Source organism: Pseudomonas sp. FP2300, from assembly GCF_030687595.1.
Taxonomy (GTDB): domain Bacteria; phylum Pseudomonadota; class Gammaproteobacteria; order Pseudomonadales; family Pseudomonadaceae; genus Aquipseudomonas; species Aquipseudomonas bijieensis.
Genome location: NZ_CP117440.1, coordinates 3967292 through 3984733 on the forward strand (window position 1 = coordinate 3967292; position 17442 = coordinate 3984733).

17 protein-coding genes and 1 pseudogene are annotated in these 17442 nt (G+C 60.3%); 7 read left to right on the top strand and 11 right to left on the bottom strand.

All coding sequences use genetic code 11. The features are described 5' to 3' along the window. Window positions 1–26: 26 nt before the first annotated feature. Window positions 27–257 carry a hypothetical protein gene (locus tag PSH86_RS17545; protein WP_116832609.1) on the bottom strand — a complete coding sequence of 77 codons (231 nt, stop codon included), beginning with the start codon at window positions 255–257 and terminating at the stop codon, window positions 27–29. A gap of 200 nt (window positions 258–457) precedes the next feature. After that, window positions 458–805: a carboxymuconolactone decarboxylase family protein gene (locus PSH86_RS17550; protein ID WP_060741839.1), complete on the bottom strand. Its 348-nt coding sequence runs from the start codon at window positions 803–805 to the stop codon at window positions 458–460. 110 nt (window positions 806–915) lie between these two features. Here PSH86_RS17550 and PSH86_RS17555 point away from each other — a divergent pair, with 110 nt between their 5' ends. Beyond that, window positions 916–1824 carry an AraC family transcriptional regulator gene (locus PSH86_RS17555; RefSeq protein ID WP_212800985.1) on the top strand — a complete coding sequence of 303 codons (909 nt, stop codon included), beginning with the start codon at window positions 916–918 and terminating at the stop codon, window positions 1822–1824. Window positions 1825–1827: 3 nt separating this feature from the next. Here PSH86_RS17555 and PSH86_RS17560 read toward each other — a convergent pair whose 3' ends face one another. From PSH86_RS17560 to PSH86_RS17580, 5 genes are all read right to left on the bottom strand, one after another. Beyond that, window positions 1828–2739 (bottom strand): LysR family transcriptional regulator, encoded by a 912-nt coding sequence (locus tag PSH86_RS17560; RefSeq protein WP_305483846.1) that lies wholly within the window; start codon window positions 2737–2739, stop codon window positions 1828–1830. Next, window positions 2739–3659: a LysR family transcriptional regulator gene (locus PSH86_RS17565; protein WP_163858328.1), complete on the bottom strand. Its 921-nt coding sequence runs from the start codon at window positions 3657–3659 to the stop codon at window positions 2739–2741. The genes PSH86_RS17560 and PSH86_RS17565 overlap by 1 nt, the downstream gene beginning before the upstream one ends. Window positions 3660–3762: 103 nt before the next feature. Beyond that, entirely contained in the window at window positions 3763–4392 is a 630-nt protein-coding gene (locus PSH86_RS17570; RefSeq protein WP_109753087.1) for a glutathione S-transferase family protein, read from the bottom strand. A 296-nt stretch (window positions 4393–4688) separates the two neighbouring features. Beyond that, on the bottom strand, window positions 4689–6743 hold the full coding sequence (locus PSH86_RS17575; RefSeq protein ID WP_305483847.1) for a pyridoxamine 5'-phosphate oxidase family protein: 2055 nt from the start codon (window positions 6741–6743) through the stop codon (window positions 4689–4691). Between the two features lie 213 nt (window positions 6744–6956). Then, complete coding sequence (locus PSH86_RS17580; RefSeq protein WP_232200975.1) at window positions 6957–8564, bottom strand: hybrid sensor histidine kinase/response regulator; 1608 nt, start codon at window positions 8562–8564, stop codon at window positions 6957–6959. A gap of 104 nt (window positions 8565–8668) precedes the next feature. On the opposite strand from PSH86_RS17580, the gene PSH86_RS17585 reads away from it, so the two are divergent. Both PSH86_RS17585 and PSH86_RS17590 read left to right on the top strand, forming a co-directional pair. Next, window positions 8669–9307, top strand: coding sequence for a response regulator transcription factor (locus tag PSH86_RS17585; RefSeq protein ID WP_305483848.1), 639 nt, complete (start codon window positions 8669–8671; stop codon window positions 9305–9307). Window positions 9308–9616: 309 nt separating this feature from the next. Then, on the top strand, window positions 9617–10114 hold the full coding sequence (locus PSH86_RS17590) for a hypothetical protein (RefSeq protein ID WP_116832614.1): 498 nt from the start codon (window positions 9617–9619) through the stop codon (window positions 10112–10114). 53 nt (window positions 10115–10167) lie between these two features. Here PSH86_RS17590 and PSH86_RS17595 read toward each other — a convergent pair whose 3' ends face one another. Next, window positions 10168–10557, bottom strand: a complete 390-nt coding sequence (locus PSH86_RS17595; RefSeq protein WP_146206848.1) for a hypothetical protein — start codon at window positions 10555–10557, stop codon at window positions 10168–10170. Window positions 10558–10688: 131 nt separating this feature from the next. On the opposite strand from PSH86_RS17595, the gene PSH86_RS17600 reads away from it, so the two are divergent. Beyond that, the gene (locus PSH86_RS17600) at window positions 10689–12326 is read left to right on the top strand and encodes a hybrid sensor histidine kinase/response regulator (protein WP_109753092.1); all 1638 of its coding nucleotides are present in this window, start codon (window positions 10689–10691) and stop codon (window positions 12324–12326) included. Here the strand turns inward: PSH86_RS17600 and PSH86_RS30615 are convergent. The 3 genes and pseudogenes from PSH86_RS30615 to PSH86_RS17610 form a co-directional block, all read right to left on the bottom strand. Next, window positions 12307–12921, bottom strand: coding sequence for a methyl-accepting chemotaxis protein (locus PSH86_RS30615; RefSeq protein ID WP_370873818.1), 615 nt, complete (start codon window positions 12919–12921; stop codon window positions 12307–12309). The two genes, PSH86_RS17600 and PSH86_RS30615, sit on opposite strands and share 20 nt — an antisense overlap. Window positions 12922–12942: 21 nt before the next feature. Further along, window positions 12943–13662: pseudogene (locus tag PSH86_RS30620) on the bottom strand (PAS domain-containing protein); the annotation flags it as partial. 86 nt (window positions 13663–13748) lie between these two features. Then, window positions 13749–14654, bottom strand: coding sequence for a transcriptional regulator GcvA (locus PSH86_RS17610; protein WP_116832617.1), 906 nt, complete (start codon window positions 14652–14654; stop codon window positions 13749–13751). 114 nt (window positions 14655–14768) lie between these two features. Between PSH86_RS17610 and gstA the strand changes: the two genes are divergently transcribed. The 3 genes from gstA (at window position 14769) to PSH86_RS17625 (ending at window position 17439) form a co-directional block, all read left to right on the top strand. Continuing rightward, window positions 14769–15368: a glutathione transferase GstA gene (gene gstA, locus PSH86_RS17615; protein WP_163858323.1), complete on the top strand. Its 600-nt coding sequence runs from the start codon at window positions 14769–14771 to the stop codon at window positions 15366–15368. 244 nt (window positions 15369–15612) lie between these two features. Next, window positions 15613–16404, top strand: a complete 792-nt coding sequence (locus PSH86_RS17620; protein WP_204334250.1) for a helix-turn-helix transcriptional regulator — start codon at window positions 15613–15615, stop codon at window positions 16402–16404. Window positions 16405–16479: 75 nt separating this feature from the next. After that, entirely contained in the window at window positions 16480–17439 is a 960-nt protein-coding gene (locus tag PSH86_RS17625) for a zinc-binding alcohol dehydrogenase family protein (RefSeq protein WP_109753098.1), read from the top strand. The last annotated feature ends 3 nt before the right edge of the window (window positions 17440–17442 follow it).

Sequence of the window (17442 nt, forward strand, 5' to 3'; positions counted from 1 at the left end):
GCATTGTATAGGCGTACACGATGCATCTACATCCGCCATGACGCGCGATGAATCAGCACCCGCATCACAAAGACGCCAGCCTTCGTCAACACGGTGCCGATCGAGCGCCGCCGACACAGGCCATTGGAAACGGGGCCGGCGGACTCGCTTGCCAAGGCGCCCATCAATTGGGGCAACAGGAAGCCGCTTTCGTGCTCTGGGTACATCGCGACGGAGGTATCCGGCCAAAGGCTGTCAGTGCAAGTAGCGTCGTTCATGGGAATCTCCTGCTGTGTGCAGAGCGCTGCGACGACCTGGAGTGGTCAATCACTTTCAGGATCAGTTTCACTGGCAAACCATTTTTAGAGAATGCCCGGCAGCCTCATGACTCAATTGCGCCACCTGAAACAATCGCAGCGGACAGCACAAAAAAAGCCCTGGTACCGTTCAGGCTCCAGGGCTGGGGATCGGGTGCAAATCACGCCGGCTTTTTCAGCGTGTCATAGGCTTCAAGCGACCGCAGCGAGTAGATGTAGGCAGCACCCGCGTTCAACGAGATCGCCGTTGCCAGGGCCGCTGCGACTTCCTCACGGCTCGCGCCGGCCTTGATCGCCGCATCCGTGTGGGCGGCGATACAGCCGTCGCAGCGGGTGGTCACGGCGATGGCGATCGAGATCAGCTCGCGGGTCTTGGCATCGAGCACATTGTTTTCGCTGGCGGCCTCCCCTAGCGCCATATAGGCCTTGACCATTTTCGGGTTGCTGCGACCCAGCGCGCCAAAGGCTTTCTGGATGGTGGGCAACAATTCGGACCAGTTATTGAACATGGCATTAACTCCTGAGTGGGTTGGGTGTACTGTTTTGACGCCCTCAGTTTTTCACCCCGGCGCCACTGCGGTTTGCTCAATGCGCTCAGTTTTTTTGGCGAAACGCTCAAATGAATGCGATCGATAAACTCATCAGCCTGGCCAACGTTCGCGGCAGCCTGGACCTGCGCTGTCAATTCCAGGGCGACTGGGCCCTGGATCACGGGCAACAAGCCCTGGGCACGGCGCCCTATCACATCGTCCTGGCCGGCGAATGTCGCGTCGAGTTTGCCGACGGGCAGCGCTTGCCCATGCGCGCCGGTGACATCCTGTTGTTGCCGCGCGGCGCCCCACACGTCATGCACAGCCCCGGGAAAACGGTGACGCCGACCTCGCCCCGGGTCGTGACCGGGGGCACTTTGCCGATTCATCGCATTGGCGGTGCCAGCGCGGAGCTGGATATGCTTTGCGGTGGTTTTCACTTCAACCGGGCTTCGTTGCTGTTCGGCGCCTTGCCCGAGTACCTGGTGATTCCCAGCGGCGCATTACCGGCCAATGGACCATTGCCGGCATTGGTGGAGATCCTTCGCGGGGAAGCGGATGAAAATAAACCCGGCGCGCGCTTCTTGCTCGACGCCCTGTCCCAGGCCCTGTTCACCCTGATCCTGCGTGCGCACCTGGCCAGCCACGGGCAGGACAGCGGCTCACTGGCCCTGCTGGGCGATAAACGTCTGGGCCGAGCCTGGCAAGCGATGCTGGCGGACCCTGCGTACGAGTGGACCATTCAAGGCCTGGCGGAGATCGCGAGCATGTCCCGGGCCAGCTTCATGCGCGCGTTCATCAAGGTGGCCGGCGTCTCGCCGTGGGTGCTGTTGACGCAAGTACGAATGGAGCTGGCCTTCAGCCTGCTCAGCCATTCACACCTGGGCTTGAGCGATATCGCGGTACAGGTTGGCTACCAATCCCAGGCCGCGTTCAGCAAGAAATTCAAGGAAACCTACGGTGAGGCCCCAGGACGCTTACGCCGTGGGATCCGCTGACACTCAACAAGCATCGGCGCGCAGGGCTGGGTGCTCGCGCAGGTGCTCGACGATGTAGTCCACGAAACTGCGCACGCGCATCGGCGCCTTGCGTCTTTCCCGGTAGACCACATGAACCGGTATCGAGGGCGGCTCATAGGGCTGCAAGACCCGGCGCAAGCGCCCACTGCTCAGATAGTCGTACAACGGATAGCTCAAGCAGCGCATCAACCCGGCACCATGAGCCGCGGCGTCGATGGCCGCCTGTAGCGTGGCGCAGTTGAGTCGTGTGCGTGCCTTGAGGAAGTTGGCCTCGCCCTCTTGCTGGAAGGGCCACTGAACCCAATCCTGGTTGGCCTGCGTGGCGATCAGTCGATGGTGGTGCAGGTCCTGCGGGACAACCGGTTCACCATGCAGCGCCAGGTAGCCAGGACTGGCGCAGACAAGCGAGCGAACGCTACCGACAGGTCGTGCTATCAATGAACAACTGGGTAGATGCCCCACCAGCACCGCCACATCCAGCCCTTCCTCATGCATGTTCGGAAAACGATCGTGGTAGTGGGCAAATACCTTGATCTCAGGGTACTGGTCCATATAGCCCGCCAGCATCGGGGCCATGATATAGCGGCTGAACAGCAGGGGCAGCAGGACCGTCAGGTTGCCCTGCGCCTGGACATGCCAGCCCTTGGCAGACGCCTCGGCCTCGTCGATGGCCTTGAGGATACGTGAACAATCGGCCATGAAGCCGACCCCGGCCTCTGTCAGCACCACCCCGCGCGTGCTTCGCGACAGTAATTGCACGCCCAGTCGCGCCTCCAGCCGAGCGACGGCGCGCATCACGGTCGGTCCGGATACGTTGAGGTGCAGGGCTGCCGAGGCGAGGCTGGGGCATTGCGACAGTGCGTGGAACATCAGCATTTCGTGGTGACGCGCCATCAGGCGAGGCCTCTTTCGACAGGCTTGAGCGTCACGTCGCCGCCCAATCGATCGCTGAGAAAGTCCACGAACGTGCGCACCTTGGCCGGCACTCGATTGCTCTTCTGATACACCACGTGAATCGGCAACGCCGGCGGCTCGAACGCCTTGAGCACCACTTCCAGTTCACCATCGGCGACCTGTCGGGCCACCTGATAGGACAACACTCGGGTAACGCCCCAGCCCTGGCAGGCGATATTGATCGCCGCCTGATTCGCAGTCACCACCAGGCGTGGATCGAAGCGCAAGCTCAGCGAGTTGGTCTCGTCCATGAACTGCCAGTGGCTCAGCAGATGACTGGCCGAAGACATCACGATATTGGCCTTGCTCAACTCGCCAGGATGCGTTGGCCGTCCATGTCGCTGAAAGTAAGCCGGGGCGCCACAAATCACCTGGCGCACTTCTCCCACCTTGATGGCGTGCTGGCTGTTTTCCTGCAAATGGCCGATGCGTATCGCCACGTCGATGCCCTCGTCGGCGATATTCACCACGCGGTCGACCAACAAGGCGTTGAGGTGTACCGAAGGAAACTGATCCAGGTAATCCGTCAGCAAGGGTGCAATGTACAACTCGCCAAACAGCACCGGAGCGGTGACCGTCAAATACCCGCAGGGGATCGAGTAGCTACCGGCAGCGGCCTCCTCGGCTTCCTCGAGTTCACTGAGGATCCGCCGGCAATCTTCCAGATAGCGTTGCCCCGCTTCGGTCAGGTGCACATTGCGGGTGGTGCGAGACAACAGCTGGGTGCCGATCCGCTCCTCCATCGCCGCAATGGCGCGCGTCACGCTCGGAGGCGAAATGCGCAGTCGACGGGCAGCAGCGGCGAACCCCTCCTCCTCGGCAACCGCCATGAAAATCTGCATTTCCTGAAAGCGATCCATGGGCGATCCAGCCTTGGTTGAGGGCACGTGAATTGAATGTCGTTGCCGGGTAACGCAAGGGGGTTGCCGGAAGATGCCGCCCGGCAAGCTCCTATGCCTTGAATCAGGCTTGCTGCAAGCCCTTGGCGGTACGCTGCATGCCGACGAAGTTCGGCAAGGCTTCGATGCTGCCCAACCAGGCCCGGACGTTCGGGTATTCGGTCAGCGCGACGTTGCCTTCCGGCGCGTGGGATACATAGGTGTACGCGGCAACGTCGGCGATGGTCGCTTGCTCACCGGCCAGGAACCGGCTTTGCCCCAACTCCCGTTCCATCACTTGCAACAGGGCGTGGGAACGCTTGATCGCGTCTTCGGCGTCATAACCGGCGCCGAACACGGTGATCAGGCGGGCGTTGGCCGGCCCCTGGTTGATCTGCCCCGCCGCCACCGAAAGCCAGCGCTGCACCCGGGCCTGGGCCAGCGGATCGGCGGGCAGCCATTGCCCCTTGCCGTACTTGGCCGCGAGGTAGACCAGGATCGCGTTCGAGTCAGCCAGGACGGTGCCGTTGTCATCGATCACCGGCACCTGGCCAAAACTGTTGATGGCGAGGAATTCCGGGGTCTTGTGCTCGCCTTTCATCAAGTCCACGAATATCAGCTCGGTCGGCAGGCCAAGCAGCGAGAGCATCAGTTCGACACGATGGGCGTGACCCGACAACGGATGGCGATAAAGTTTGATCGCTTTCTCAGACATGACGTACTCCGTGTTGTTTTTTGGCTCGAAGCGGTGATCGCGTCGATGGCGCTATCCTCTGCTCCTGTGCCGCAGAGCGGAATAACCAGCTTTTACAATCCAGCATTTCACTCGGTGAAACAGTCGGCTCGCCAGACTAGTGGCCTGTACGGTTAATTCGAGTACTCAAATTCGAGTGCCAGTGATTGCCAGGCAAGGCGCCATGACGAGTCGTAGCCCGCTACGGCGAGGAATGGTAACGCAGCTTGGCAAGCACTGGCGCCGAAGTTGAGTGCACGAATTAGCCACACAGGCCACTAGGCCTCAAGCACCAACGGCTCGCTCCCTTGGGCCGGCACCGCGCAACAGATCAGCACTTCACCTTCGCCAACCGGTTCGGCCGGCATGCTCAAGTAATGCACCTGGCCGCGGCTCAAGCGGGTTTTGCAGGTGCCACAGGAACCGCCCCGGCAACTGAATTCCGGGTTCAAACCGCGCGCTTCGGCCAGTTCGAGCAACGTCCCACTGCCGGGTTCCCAACGCGCTTCCTTGCCGGAGCTGGCGAACAAGACCTTCACCGCTTCGCTCGCGGCCGGCACCTGCTGTGGCGCCGGGACAGTGACTTCGATATCTCGTACAAGCGTGGAGGGACCGAAGGTTTCCGCGTGAATGCGATCGTCAGGAATGCGCAGTTTGCGCAGCCCGTCGTACAGCGCCTGGGTAAAGCTGCCCGGCCCGCACAGATAGAAGTCGTAGTCATTGAGCGGCAGCAGTTTCTTGAGCAGTTCCACATCGATCCTGCCGGCCAGGTCGAAGCCAGCGGCGTCGCCGGCCTCAGTGGGTGGCTGGCTGACCATGCGCAAAACCTGCAACTTGTCGCCGGCGCGGGCGGCCAGTTCGTCGATTTCGTCACGAAACGCCAGGTCGGCCACCGTACGGGCGCTTTGCACCAGCCAGACCGGGCGCATGCGGCTGATGCGCAGCCCCTGGTAAACCACCTCGCGCAACATCGACAACAGCGGCGTGATGCCCACCCCCGCTGCCAGCAATACCAACGGACGCCGCTCGGTGGCCTGGACGGTGAAATGGCCTTGGGGCGCCCGCGCTTCGATCTCGTGCAGCGCCTGCACCCGCTCATGCAGGTGGGACGATACCGAGCCATTGCGCTTGACGCTGATGCGCAAGAAATCATCCGACGGCGCACTGGATACGCTATAGGTCCGGATCGCTGGCGTGGTCTGTCCCTCCAGCAAGATCCGCACTGGCAAATGTTGCCCGGCTTCGAACCGGGGCAAACCCAAGCCATCGCTCGCTTGCAGATAGAACGAGCGAATGCTGGGGCTTTCATCGACCACCCGCGCAACCCGCAACGCACGCCAGCGGCTACGCAGTGCCTCAGCCTGCAAGCGCTCGGTGGCCTGCTCCCAGCTGCCGGTCATCATTGAATTGGGCGACTCGCCCTCGTCCTGATCCTTCCAGCGCAGCGCAATGGCCGCCGGGCGATAAACGATGCGTTGCGGCGTAAAGCGCAACAGCCGCTCGGCGCCCTGGAACGCGCTGATCTGAGGGTCGTCCAGCAGGACTTGCGCCGAGCCGCTCATTTGCAGCAGATCGCCCGTCTGGAAATCGACGAACACCAGCCCGGCCCGTGGGTTGAGCAGGATGTTGCCCAGCGTGTTGAAGAACAGGTTGCCGGAAAAGTCCGGGATGGTCAGCGACCCGTCCTCATCCATGCGCACGAACCCCGGCTTGCCGCCACGATGAGAAGCATCGACCTGCCGCTCGCCATCGCGCACCACATAGGTGGCGATATAGAACGAATCGGCTGCCGTCACCAGGCGCCGGACTTGCGGGTCTGACACAGACAATTGAACCGGCGCGACGGCCTGTGCGTCGACAAAATGGTATTGGCGCAGGTTGATGTAGCGAGGGCAGTTGCCATACGCCTGGCTCACTGAAATTTCGAGCCCTGGCTCGAGCTGACGACGCACGACACCGTTCATGCGGTTGCGGCGGCGGGTGTGCAACTCGATGCCCAGCATCCCGATGGCATCCCCTTCGCCCATGCCCTCCTGGGCCGGGTCGTTCGGTTCAGGCTCGAGGTTGATGTGAAGGGTCTGCGGATCGGGCGAGTTCATGAAGCCCGGTTGCCCCGCGCGCAGGGTCGCCCACACATCGCCTTGCCGGTCTACGGCCCCCAGCACTACGAAAGGCAGTTGGGCGTAGAACTCCCGATGCTGGTCCGGCATCCAGGTGCGCGCCAGTTGCCGCTGACCGACACTGGCCATCATGTCGACTGCTCCGACGGAGCGCTGCAACGCCAGCTCTCCTTCATGCCAGGGCGAGTTTTTTGCTTGCAAGGCTTCGTCCATCAGCTACTCCTCGCGCTTCGCAGCATGAACGCCTGCGCCAGTGCGCTACGGTTAGAGATTCTCCGCCATCGTCTGCACAGGTGTGCAAGTGGCTGGAGTCATCTTCTGCCCAAAGCGGCTGCGCAGGAATACGCACAAACTGCAATCCACCGTTTCATAAAATGGAATGGTGGAAAACCCGGCTGATGGCTGCTTGGCATGGCTTGGGTGGGGTCATGTCCTGATGCTGGCGAAAGTCTTGGTCAGCTCGAGCAAGGTCGCCCGCAACTCCGGGGGGCGCACGGGCTTGGCCAGGATCGAAATGTTCATGTGGTGCAGCGCATGGCGAATTCTCTCGATTTCATGGCCGGTCATGATCATGGCGGGGACTTCCCAGCCCCGGTGTTCGCGAATCGCGGCAATGCACTCGGAACCCGAGACCTTCGTACCCAGGTCGAAGTCGGCAATGATGATGTCGCAGTCACTGGTCACGCCCACTCCGTCGCTGTGGGTTTCCACTTCGCATCCCCATTTCTCCAACAGCGCGGACGTCGCCATCAGCACGTTGGCGTCATCTTCCACCAGGCACACCCGCAAGCCCTGCAAGCGGCTTTGGGTGGGCACCGGCCTGTCCACCGCAGCCCTCGGCGCGACCCTTTCCAGTCCTTGGATCATGGCGCGGGTGCCCTGGCCGAGCCGGGAGTCCAGCTGGATGTCCAGATTGATCAAGTGGCTGATGCGCTTCACGATGGACAACCCCAGCCCCAGCCCCTCGACATCCTTGTCACGGACATGGCGTACCCGATAAAACTCCTTGAACACCTCGGGCAGGTGTTCGGCGGCAATGCCTCGGCCCTTGTCATAGATGACGATGGCCAGGCCACTGCCTCTCGGACGCACGCCGATCAACACCGGTTGGCCGGGGGCATATTTGAGCGTATTGGAGACCAGGTTCTGCACCATGGTCGCCAACAGGCCGGCATTGACGTTGACCCAATGCCGACAAGGCCGCAGGCGCAACTCGACACCGGCCCAACGGGCGGCTTCGGTGTTCTGCTTGACCACGTCCTGGAGCAACGCGCCCAGGTGCACGGGTTCGGCCTGGGGTTCAAGCTGCCCATTATCGAGGGTGTAGATGTCCAGGATCGAACGAAACAGCTGCGACACGATATGCAGCGAACGGTCGATGTTATCCACCAGTCGCAGTTCTTCCTGGCCCAGCCGGGCGTCGCGCAGGCAGGCGGTGAACAAGCCGATCGAGTGGATCGGCTGGCGCAAGTCATGGCTGGCCTGGGCCAGGAAGCGGGATTTCTCCTGGTTCGCGGCAATCGCCTCTTCCGAAGCGATGCGGGTACGGGTCAGCAGGATATGCGCGTAGGCTGGCACCACGATGGTGGTGACGATCAACGTCAGGAACAGGTAGGGCTGGCCACGCCAGAACGGCGTGAGCAGGAAAATCACCCCCAGGGTCGACAGCGCGATAGCGGTTGCCAGCGCCAGGTAGCGCGAGCCGAAACGCATGCCATTGCCCAACGTGACCCAGAGCACTGCCGCGTACACCGGCAGCGTGCCCTCCCCACCCACGATCAAGGCGAAGGCGAGGCTTGCATAGTCCAGCGTCATGGCAAAAAGCCGACGCAGGAAGAAGTGCCCGGGCCAGCGCTTGACCGCCATGCGCAGCGGGACCGCGACGCCGAAGAAAAACGTCATGTACCAGAGGATCGGTACATAGGTATCGAAGTCACTGGCCAGACACGCCACGACAATGACGTAGAGTGAAGCACAGGCCCCGACCGTCAATCTCAACGTAGCCTGATCAAGCTCGCTATTCTTTTCCGTCATGGTCACAGGATTATTCCAACATGAAAGGTTGTATCAAACTTGAAACCCGAGGGGGTAGTTTAGGTTACGATTCGCGGACTTGAAGATCAGAAGGATCTGAAAACATGACGTGCAGAGTAATTGTTGCAGACGACCATCCTTTGTTTCGCGAAGGAATGCTCAGGACCATTGAACGACTCATGCCAACTGCAACCATAGAACAAGCTGGCAATCTGGACGAAGTATTGGCGCTGGCACGGTCCGGGGTGGAAGTAGACTCCCTGATACTCGACTTGCGCTTCCCCGGGATCAAATCTTTGCAAGTCATAGGCCAACTGCGCAGTGAATTCAAACGCACCTCGATCATCGTGGTTTCAATGGTGGATGACATCGAGGTTATTTCCCAGGTGATGGCCCAGGGTGCCGACGGTTTCATCGGCAAGAATATCGACCCCGCCGGTATTGCCGACGCCATCATGGCAATACGCGAAGGCGAAGTGGTAGTGAAGTATCAAGCCGAAAACTCGATCATGGACGATGCACTTTCCCAACTGACCACGCGCCAACGGCAAGTGCTTGGCTTGATCGCCGCCGGCAAGACCAACAAGGAGATCGCGCGGGACTTGGGCATTTCCCCCTTCACGGTGCGCATCCATGTCTCAAGCCTGCTCAAATCCCTGGGTGTCCCCACACGCGCGGCGGCCGCGGCGCAATTTTCCAATTTCCCCAGTAATGGCGGATGGTCGGAAAAACAAGACAATTAAATATATGCCGCCGCAATATTAATTGAGCGTTATCCTCTTTGCCCGCCTCCAAGGCCATAGCACACTTGTACTATAGCTTCGCCCAGTACTCCCCCCTAAGCTGTGGACGCTCCTTAAAAAGGCTGTTCGAACAGCCAGACATAAAAGCCAACGCGCCATACGCCGTGCAGTATCCCTGTGCCTATTGAAACGTTTTGGCGTGCGAAGCCTATTACTCAAATAAATCGGTAGGCGGCGCAATGCTGGGTCAACTTCACCGTCACCCGGTTGAAATGGAATGGTCCTGACATTAACTCAAGGTAAGTCATCATGTCCTTCGAATATGGAAAAACACTTAGAAATGGATTGGCGCTGTGCGTGCTGGCGGGCGTACTCAACGGTTGTGCAAACACCGGTGACTTGGGTAACTTGATGAGCTCCTTGAATCAGGGCGCCAGGAAATACGACGTCGCTTACCTCAAGCAAACGATCATTCCGGGCAAGACGACAAAAGGCCAGATCACACAGATGTTCGGTGCGCCGACCAATGAAGAACTCAATTCGACCAGTACCAGCAACGAGTCGAACTGGACCTATGAAAAGAGCGATGAGGGTCTGGATAAATACATGAAGCTGGCCAATAAATACGTGTCGACCGAAACGCGCCAGAAGATGTACGACACCTCGGCACAACTGTCCAAGGCACAGACCGTGGCCAACGACGTCAGCAGCGTGACCGGCACGAAAACGGGCCAAAGCCAGACCCAAGGCTCGGTATTGACCATCTATTTCGTCGATGACGTCGTGAAGTACTACAGGGTCTACTGACGTAATGGCTCGTCCGGTGGGGGCAGCATCAAGCCTGCCCCCACCCTCGCCGATCACTCCTTCCAGGTACCTCCACTCAAGGCACAACCCTTGCGTGTGCTGTCCAACAGCTCAGCGGTACGTTTGTAGTAATAGAAGTCCACGCCCTGCCCATTCACATTCAAACAGGTGCCTTGGGGATTTTCCGGGCAGGCCTGTGAATAGGTGATTCTGCCCGCTTCGCCACCCAGTGCGACCGGCATGTTGGCATAGGCCTCACAGCTGGAGCGGAACTTGGCCACCGGCTGCTTATCGCTCGCCTGCACGCAGTCCTTCGCCTCGATGTGTTGCCCCATGACAGTCATTTCGCCCTCCATCGTGCACGCCTGGCTCCCCCCATGGGCCACTGAAGCGCACAGCATCGTGGCGCTGATCACACTGACAAAACGAACGACTCCGTTCATGTACTCTCCCGACGTCCTGAGTGGTAATACCCCCTGAAGTATCCCGGCTCGGGCAACAATTCTGAATAGCACGGATGGGCTAGCCGCTACGATTGCTCAAGGCATCAGAAGCTCATGAGGTTCAAAAACCAGTGGAAAAGAACAGTGAACTCGACCAGGCCACCTTGCGCCTGATCGTCAGCGCCTGTGCGCTGCTGTATATCGCCGTATTGGCCAGTATCCATCCCGGTGGTGCCACAGGCTACGTGCCCATCATCGTCTACATCGTGACGTTTATCGTCGCCTCGGTATTCCTGCGCATGATCATCAAGCGCTGGCCAGGACACTTCTTCTGGCGACGCCTTTTCTCGATGCTGCATGACTACACGGGCATCGCGTTCGCCATGGTGCTGGGAGGTGAAAGCGCACTGCCGATCTACGCAGCGCTGCTCTGGGTCACTTTAGGCAATGGCATGCGCTTCGGCTCGCGCTACCTGGCGCTGGCAACCGTTATCGCGCTGTCGACCCTGGTGCTGATTTTCTGGCTGAACCCATTCTGGCGCACGCAGCCCTACATGTTCCTGATGCTGATTGTCACCACCATCGTGGTGCCTGCCTACGCGCACATTTTGCTCAAGCGCACACGCATTGCCTCCGAAGAGGCCATTTCGGCCAATCAGGAGAAGTCGCGGTTCCTGGCCCAGGCCAGCCATGACCTGCGCCAACCGATCCACTCCATCGGCCTGTTCACCGCCTGCCTGCGTGACGCCCGGCTGGGGCTTGAAGAGTTGCGGCTGGTGGACAACATCGACCGCTCGCTGCACACCGTATCGCAACTGTTTCGCTCGATCCTCGATATCTACACCCTGGATCACGGCCAGCTGATGCCGAAGGCCGACACCGTACACTTGGGCCAATTGCTGCAAGACGTGGTCAAGCAAAACACCGAGGCGGCCCGTTGGGCCGGTGTCGAACTGCGTCTGCGCGCCTGTCCTTACTGGGTCAGCGTCAATCCCGGCTTGCTGACCACGATGGTCCAGAACCTGCTGTCCAACGCCCTCAAGTACGCGCCCGGCCAACCTGTGCTGATCGGCGTGCGTCGCCAGGGCAAACGCCTGGCCGTGGTGATCTACGACAAGGGACGCGGCATTGCCGCCGAACATTTGCCCGAAGTGTTCAAGGAGTTCTACCGCGTGCGTCATGTGCGCGACAAAGATGTCGAGGGCCTTGGCCTGGGCCTGTCCATCGTCAAGCGCATCAGCCAGCTACTGGACGTCGATATACACATCCGCTCCAAGGTCGGACAAGGCACCAGGGTGGCGATCAGCGGCCTGGAACCAGCGGCACCACGCATCACGTCGCCCAAGGTCGTGCCCGTCCAGAATCGCCTGGACGGTTTGCGAGTGTGCCTGGTAGAAGACGACGCCAACGTGCTGATGGCGACCTCGGCGCTGCTGGAAAAATGGGGCTGCGAGGTCGAGGCCCACAGCGACGGCGAGGGATTGGCCAGTGATTGCGACATCGTCATCGCCGATTTCGACCTGGGCACAAGAATTTCAGGCTCCGAATGCATCGCCGCGATACGCGAACAGCGCGGCTGGCAAGTCCCGGCGCTGGTCATCACCGGGCATGAGATCGAGCGGATCCGTCAATCACTGCAAAGCCTGAATATCTCGGTGCTGGCCAAGCCCGTGCGACCGCCAGAGTTGCGCGCGGTACTGCTTGAATTGGTCAAGCGCATGGATCGCAAGGGCGAGGCCTCAGCTCACGTCAACCCACCCAGCCGATAGCCGTCTTGGGAATCACCTCGGACTCGTCGAGCTTGGACGCGAACATGCTCACCGCATCGAGGGCATCGGTGGTCCCGTTCCGGATCTGCACGATGACCGATCCGGCCTGGTCCGCCAGGGTGACACCGCGCAATGCGCCTTCATGGGTTATGTTCATGCTCGCGACCGCATCGCGGGTTTCGGAGAGGATCATGCCGATCATTTCGGCAATCTCCGAGGTGGAGCGACTGGTGCGCCCGGCCAGTTGCCGGACCTCGTCGGCCACCACCGCGAAGCCCCTTCCCTGATCACCGGCGCGCGCAGCCTCGATGGCCGCGTTGAGGGCCAGCAGGTTGGTCTGGTCGGCAATGCCGCGAATGGTGTTGACGATGGCCGTGATCTCTTCCGAACGCGCCCCCAGTTGCCCAACCAGACGCGCGGAGGCACCGATGTTGTCGGCGATCTCGCGCATCTCCTTGGCGGTCTGGTGGATCACCTGGGCGCCCTGTTCGGCCACCCGTTCGGTTTCGGCGGAGATGTGATACGCACGGGAAGCGCCGCGGGAGTCCTCTTCGAATTTCTCCACCCGTTCGCTGATGTCACTGGCGAACTTCACAATCTTGCACAACTTGCCTTCGGCGTCGTAGACCGGGTTGTAGCTGGCTTCCAGCCAGACGACCTTGCCGTTTTTGCCGAGACGCTTGAATTGACCGCTGAAAAATTCACCGGCGTTGAGACGCCGCCAGAAATCACTGTACTCCGCACTGCCCACCAGGCTGGGCTCGCAGAACATCCGGTGATGCTTGCCCTTGAGCTCGGCCAGCGAGTAATTCATGACATTCATGAAGTTGTCGTTCGCGGTCAGGATGTTGCCACCCAGGTCGAACTCGATCACTGCCATGGCACGGTCGAGCGCCGCCAGCCGGCCACGGGTTTCGGCCTCATTGGCCACTCTGGCGGTGACATCGAGTGCGTACTTGACCACCTTCACGACGCGGCCTTGCTCGTCCATGACCGGGTTATAGCTGGCTTCCAACCATACATTCTGGCCTGACGCACTGCGGCGCTGAAACGTACCGGAAACGAATTTGCCGGCGCGCAATTGGTTCCAGAATTCACGGTATTCGGCGCTGCCCGTCAGCGCCGGGGTGCAGAAATCCCTGTGGGACAGGTTCGCCAATTGATCCGCACGGTAGCCCATCGTGCTCAGGAAATTCTCGTTCGCCCGAAGGACCTTGCCATCGGGGCTGAACTCGATAACCGCCATCGACCGCTCCAAGGCGCCAACCAGTCCCTTGTATGTTGCCAATTCGGCCGTCCTAGCCGTCAGTTCATTTTTTAGTTTCTTATTAAACATGACGTACCCTCGGTGAACCCTGAAAGTAACCGGACCTTCTTAATTTATATCGGCTCACTGGTTGGAGACTGAACGGTACGCTGTAATCACTTTTCTGCACCAAAACCCACGGAATCCATCAACCAGGTTCTAAAAGCCTGCACTTTTGGGGAATCGGCCATGTCATGGGGGCTCACGAAATAGAAGCCGAGATCAGACTTCAATCGCAGATCGAAGGGTGCAACCAGCCGTCCTGCCTTCAGGTCATCCTCGACATAAGTTGAACGTCCGATGCATACCCCCAGGCCGTCGACAGCAGCCTGTACAGCCATCATGGCAAGGTCGAAGGTCAACCGGCTGCCTTCGGCCAGTTTTTTCGATTGGCCGGCGGCACTCAACCATGAACTCCAGTCGTCGCCGGTCACGCCGCTAACCTGCAATAACGTGTGCCGGGCCAGATCGCCCGGTTTCTCCAAGGCCGTTGGACCTTGCAGTAGCCTGGGGCTGCACACCGGAAAGATTTCATCGGCCATCAGCCAGTCGGCCCGCATCCCCTTCCAGCCCCCATGACCGTAGCGAATGGCCGCATCTACGCCGCCCTGACGAAAATCCACCCAGTCGGTGGACGCCGTGACGCGCACATCAATAGTGGGGAATGCCTGCTGGAAAGACGCCAGGCGCGGCAACAGCCATTTGGAGGCAAATGAAACCAGGGTACTGATCGTCAACACGCTGTTATTGCGATTCTCCAGCAACGTCTGCGTGCAATAGCGCAACTCCTGGAACGCCGCACGAACGCCAGGAAAATAGGCATGGCCTTCGTTTGTCAGGGCCAGGCCATCCTTGAGCCGCAGGAACAGGCGCACGCCCAACTCATCTTCGAGCCGGCGAATTTGGTGGCTTATGGCTGTTTGAGTGACGTTCAGCTCTTGCGCGGCTTTGGTAAAGCTCATGTGCCTGGCGGCTGATTCGAATGCTTTCAGGCCATTGAGAGAAGGGATTCGACTGGCCATGGAGGTTTGTCTTGCTCATGAGATTTTGTCATACGCTAGCACTGAAGATGTCCTTTGAAAATGTTCCTTCCCTCACGGATCCTGGCGGCACGTCCCCCCGTCCTTGAGGAAACGATGAAACTGTACTTTGCCCCCATGACCTGCTCATTGTCCCCGCACATCGTGCTGCGGGAATTGGGCCTGCCCTTTGAATTGATTCGGGTCGACAACAAGACCAAGCGAACCGCCGACGGATTCGACTTCCTGGCCATCAACCCCAAGGGCTACGTGGCCGCCTTGGTCCTGGATAACGGGAATGTCCTGACCGAGGGGCCCGCCATCGTCCAGTACCTGGCCGATCTGGTCCCCGCAAACACGCTGGCGCCAGCCAATGGCACCTGGGAGCGGGTGCGCCTGCAGGAGTGGTTGAACTTCATCAGTTCCGAGATCCACGGCGGATGTGCCCCACTGTTCAACGCCGATATTGCCGAGCCGACCAAAGCCATCTTCAGGAAAAAACTGTTCAGGCGCCTGGACTACCTCAGCCAGGCGCTTGAACAACAGGATTACCTGATGGGCACCTTCGGCCTGGCCGACGGCTATCTGTTCACCGTCTTGAACTGGCTGCCGTCGTTCAATATCCAGATCGGGGACTGGCCGGTGCTGGCCTCGTTCATGGCGCGAATCGCAGCACGCCCCAGCGTCCAGGCGGCGATGGCGGCGGAGGCGGCATAGTCATCGGCGCAACATTCAATCCTAGTACGACCTGAGCCGCCGCGATCGCGAGCAGGCTCGCTCCCACAGGGGATTGAGGGTGTCTCTCGAATCTCACTATCACCCCGGAAAACTGTGGGAGCGAGCCTGCTCGCGATCGCGGCGGCACAATCGCCCCAAGCAAGCTCTGACGGGCTGGCCCAGCCAGGCTCCAACCCCTGCGCACTTGTGCTAAAAAGCACCGATATCATTCCGAGCTCCGGTCATGGCCCTTGCTTCACCCCCCGATCTGACGGACACGACTCATCTTGTCCAACCACTTTCCCGCACCTACCCGTCCGGGATGTTGATCGCGCCTCATCATCATGAATGGGGCCAGCTTCTCTACGCGCAAAGTGGCCTCATGTGGGTCGATACGCCCGGCGCGGCACTGTTGGTGCCGCCGCAGCGCGCGGTGTGGCTGCCGCCTCGGGTCACACACGGGATCCGAGTCGTTTCGCCCTTGGAAATGCGTAATCTGTATTTGCGTGCAGAACTCGCCATGAGCGTGGGGCTTGAGCTGGAAGTACTCGAGGTCAGCAAACTGCTGCGCGAACTGATCATCCGTCGAGTGGCGCTGGGCAACCGTCCTGATCCGGCGATGCGTGATGCCTTGGACAACCTGCTGGTGCTGGAACTTCGTGAACTGCGCTCGGCGGTGCTCAAAGTGCCCATGCCCGTTGGTGGGGATCGACGCTTGCGCAATTTGTGCGAGACGGTGCTCGATGTCCCCGGACTCGCCATGTCCTTTGAGCAACACGCCGAGTCGGTGGGGGCCAGCACGCGCACGTTGGCCAGGTTGTTCCATGCCGAGCTTGGCCTGACGTTTACCGAGTGGCGCCGACAAGTGCAACTTGCCCACGCCGTCGCCGCACTCCTGGAGGGCGACTCGGTGGGGGCGATAGCGGCACGGTTGGGCTATACGCTGAGCAGTTTCAGCGAGATGTTCCGCCGCTCCCTGGGCATTGCACCGTCAGCGTATAAGCACGCGATGGCATCCAGGGGATTTGTCCGATAGACGAAAGTCTCTGGCGGGCTCGCTCTCGGCTCGGACGCTATCCTCGACCCTCATTTCGTCGAGGAGTATTGCAGCTTGAAAGCCCTACAGTTTTGCGCCACCGGCAGCCTGGACTATCTCTCGCTTGTCGACTTGCCAACCCCCGTTCCTGGTGCCGATGAAGTCCTCATCCGGGTCAAGGCCGCCGGGATCAACCCCAGTGACGTTAAAAATGTGGAGGGTCGTTTTCCCTATACCACCTTGCCCCGTGTGCCCGGCCGTGATTTCGCCGGGGTGGTCGAGCAAGGCCCCGCACATCTGCTGGGCAAAGCGGTCTGGGGAACCGGCAAGGGCCCGGGGTTCCTGCGTGACGGCTCCCATGCGCAATTCCTCACGGTTCCGGCCAGTGGCGTGGCCCTGAAACCCGAGCGCTTGTCTTTCGTCCAGGCGGCGGCCATCGGCGTACCTTTCACCACCGCCTACGATGCCGTTGAACGATCCAACGTGCAGCGTGACACGACGTTTCTGGTGATTGGCGCCAATGGCGCGGTAGGCAGCGCAGCGCTGGCCCTGGCAAAGGCCCGTGGTGCACGTGTGCTTGCGGCGGTACGGCGACCGGAACGGGCCGCCGAGTTGCAAGCCAAAGGCTACGAAGTCATCGTGACCAGCGCACCCGGCAGCCTTGCAGAACAGGTCAAAGCCGTGTTTCCCGCAGGCGCGCAGGTCATCTTCGACACCACTGGCTTCTGGCTGCAAGAAGCAGTATCGGCATTGGCCAACTTCGGTCGCATCGCGATCATTGCCGCCCCGCCAGATGGGATGGTGCACTTCCCTGCCCTGGCGCTCTATCGCAAAGGCGGCGTCTTGATCGGCGTGAACTCGCTGCTCTACGACAACACCGATTGCGCCCGGATGCTTGAAGAATTTGGCCGCCACTTCGAGGCAGGCGTCATCGACGCTCCCACGGATATCCTTGAAATCCCCCTGGCAGACGGCAAGGCCCAGTACGCGCTGATCGCCCATGGCAGCAGTGCAAAAGCCGTACTGGTGCCCTGATCC

Bases quoted from the DNA above. Each gene is read 5' to 3' on its own strand.
- PSH86_RS17595 (WP_146206848.1), bottom strand. From the start codon at position 10,557: ATGAACGGAGTCGTTCGTTTTGTCAGTGTGATCAGCGCCACGATGCTG.
- PSH86_RS17575 (WP_305483847.1), bottom strand. From the start codon at position 6,743: ATGGACGAAGCCTTGCAAGCAAAAAACTCGCCCTGGCATGAAGGAGAG.
- PSH86_RS17610 (WP_116832617.1), bottom strand. From the start codon at position 14,654: ATGGCCAGTCGAATCCCTTCTCTCAATGGCCTGAAAGCATTCGAATCA.
- PSH86_RS17565 (WP_163858328.1), bottom strand. From the start codon at position 3,659: ATGGATCGCTTTCAGGAAATGCAGATTTTCATGGCGGTTGCCGAGGAG.
- PSH86_RS17620 (WP_204334250.1), top strand. From the start codon at position 15,613: ATGGCCCTTGCTTCACCCCCCGATCTGACGGACACGACTCATCTTGTC.
- PSH86_RS17585 (WP_305483848.1), top strand. From the start codon at position 8,669: ATGACGTGCAGAGTAATTGTTGCAGACGACCATCCTTTGTTTCGCGAA.
- PSH86_RS17570 (WP_109753087.1), bottom strand. From the start codon at position 4,392: ATGTCTGAGAAAGCGATCAAACTTTATCGCCATCCGTTGTCGGGTCAC.
- PSH86_RS17555 (WP_212800985.1), top strand. From the start codon at position 916: ATGAATGCGATCGATAAACTCATCAGCCTGGCCAACGTTCGCGGCAGC.
- PSH86_RS17590 (WP_116832614.1), top strand. From the start codon at position 9,617: ATGTCCTTCGAATATGGAAAAACACTTAGAAATGGATTGGCGCTGTGC.
- PSH86_RS17550 (WP_060741839.1), bottom strand. From the start codon at position 805: ATGTTCAATAACTGGTCCGAATTGTTGCCCACCATCCAGAAAGCCTTT.
- PSH86_RS17560 (WP_305483846.1), bottom strand. From the start codon at position 2,739: ATGGCGCGTCACCACGAAATGCTGATGTTCCACGCACTGTCGCAATGC.
- gstA (WP_163858323.1), top strand. From the start codon at position 14,769: ATGAAACTGTACTTTGCCCCCATGACCTGCTCATTGTCCCCGCACATC.
- PSH86_RS17545 (WP_116832609.1), bottom strand. From the start codon at position 257: ATGAACGACGCTACTTGCACTGACAGCCTTTGGCCGGATACCTCCGTC.
- PSH86_RS17580 (WP_232200975.1), bottom strand. From the start codon at position 8,564: ATGACGGAAAAGAATAGCGAGCTTGATCAGGCTACGTTGAGATTGACG.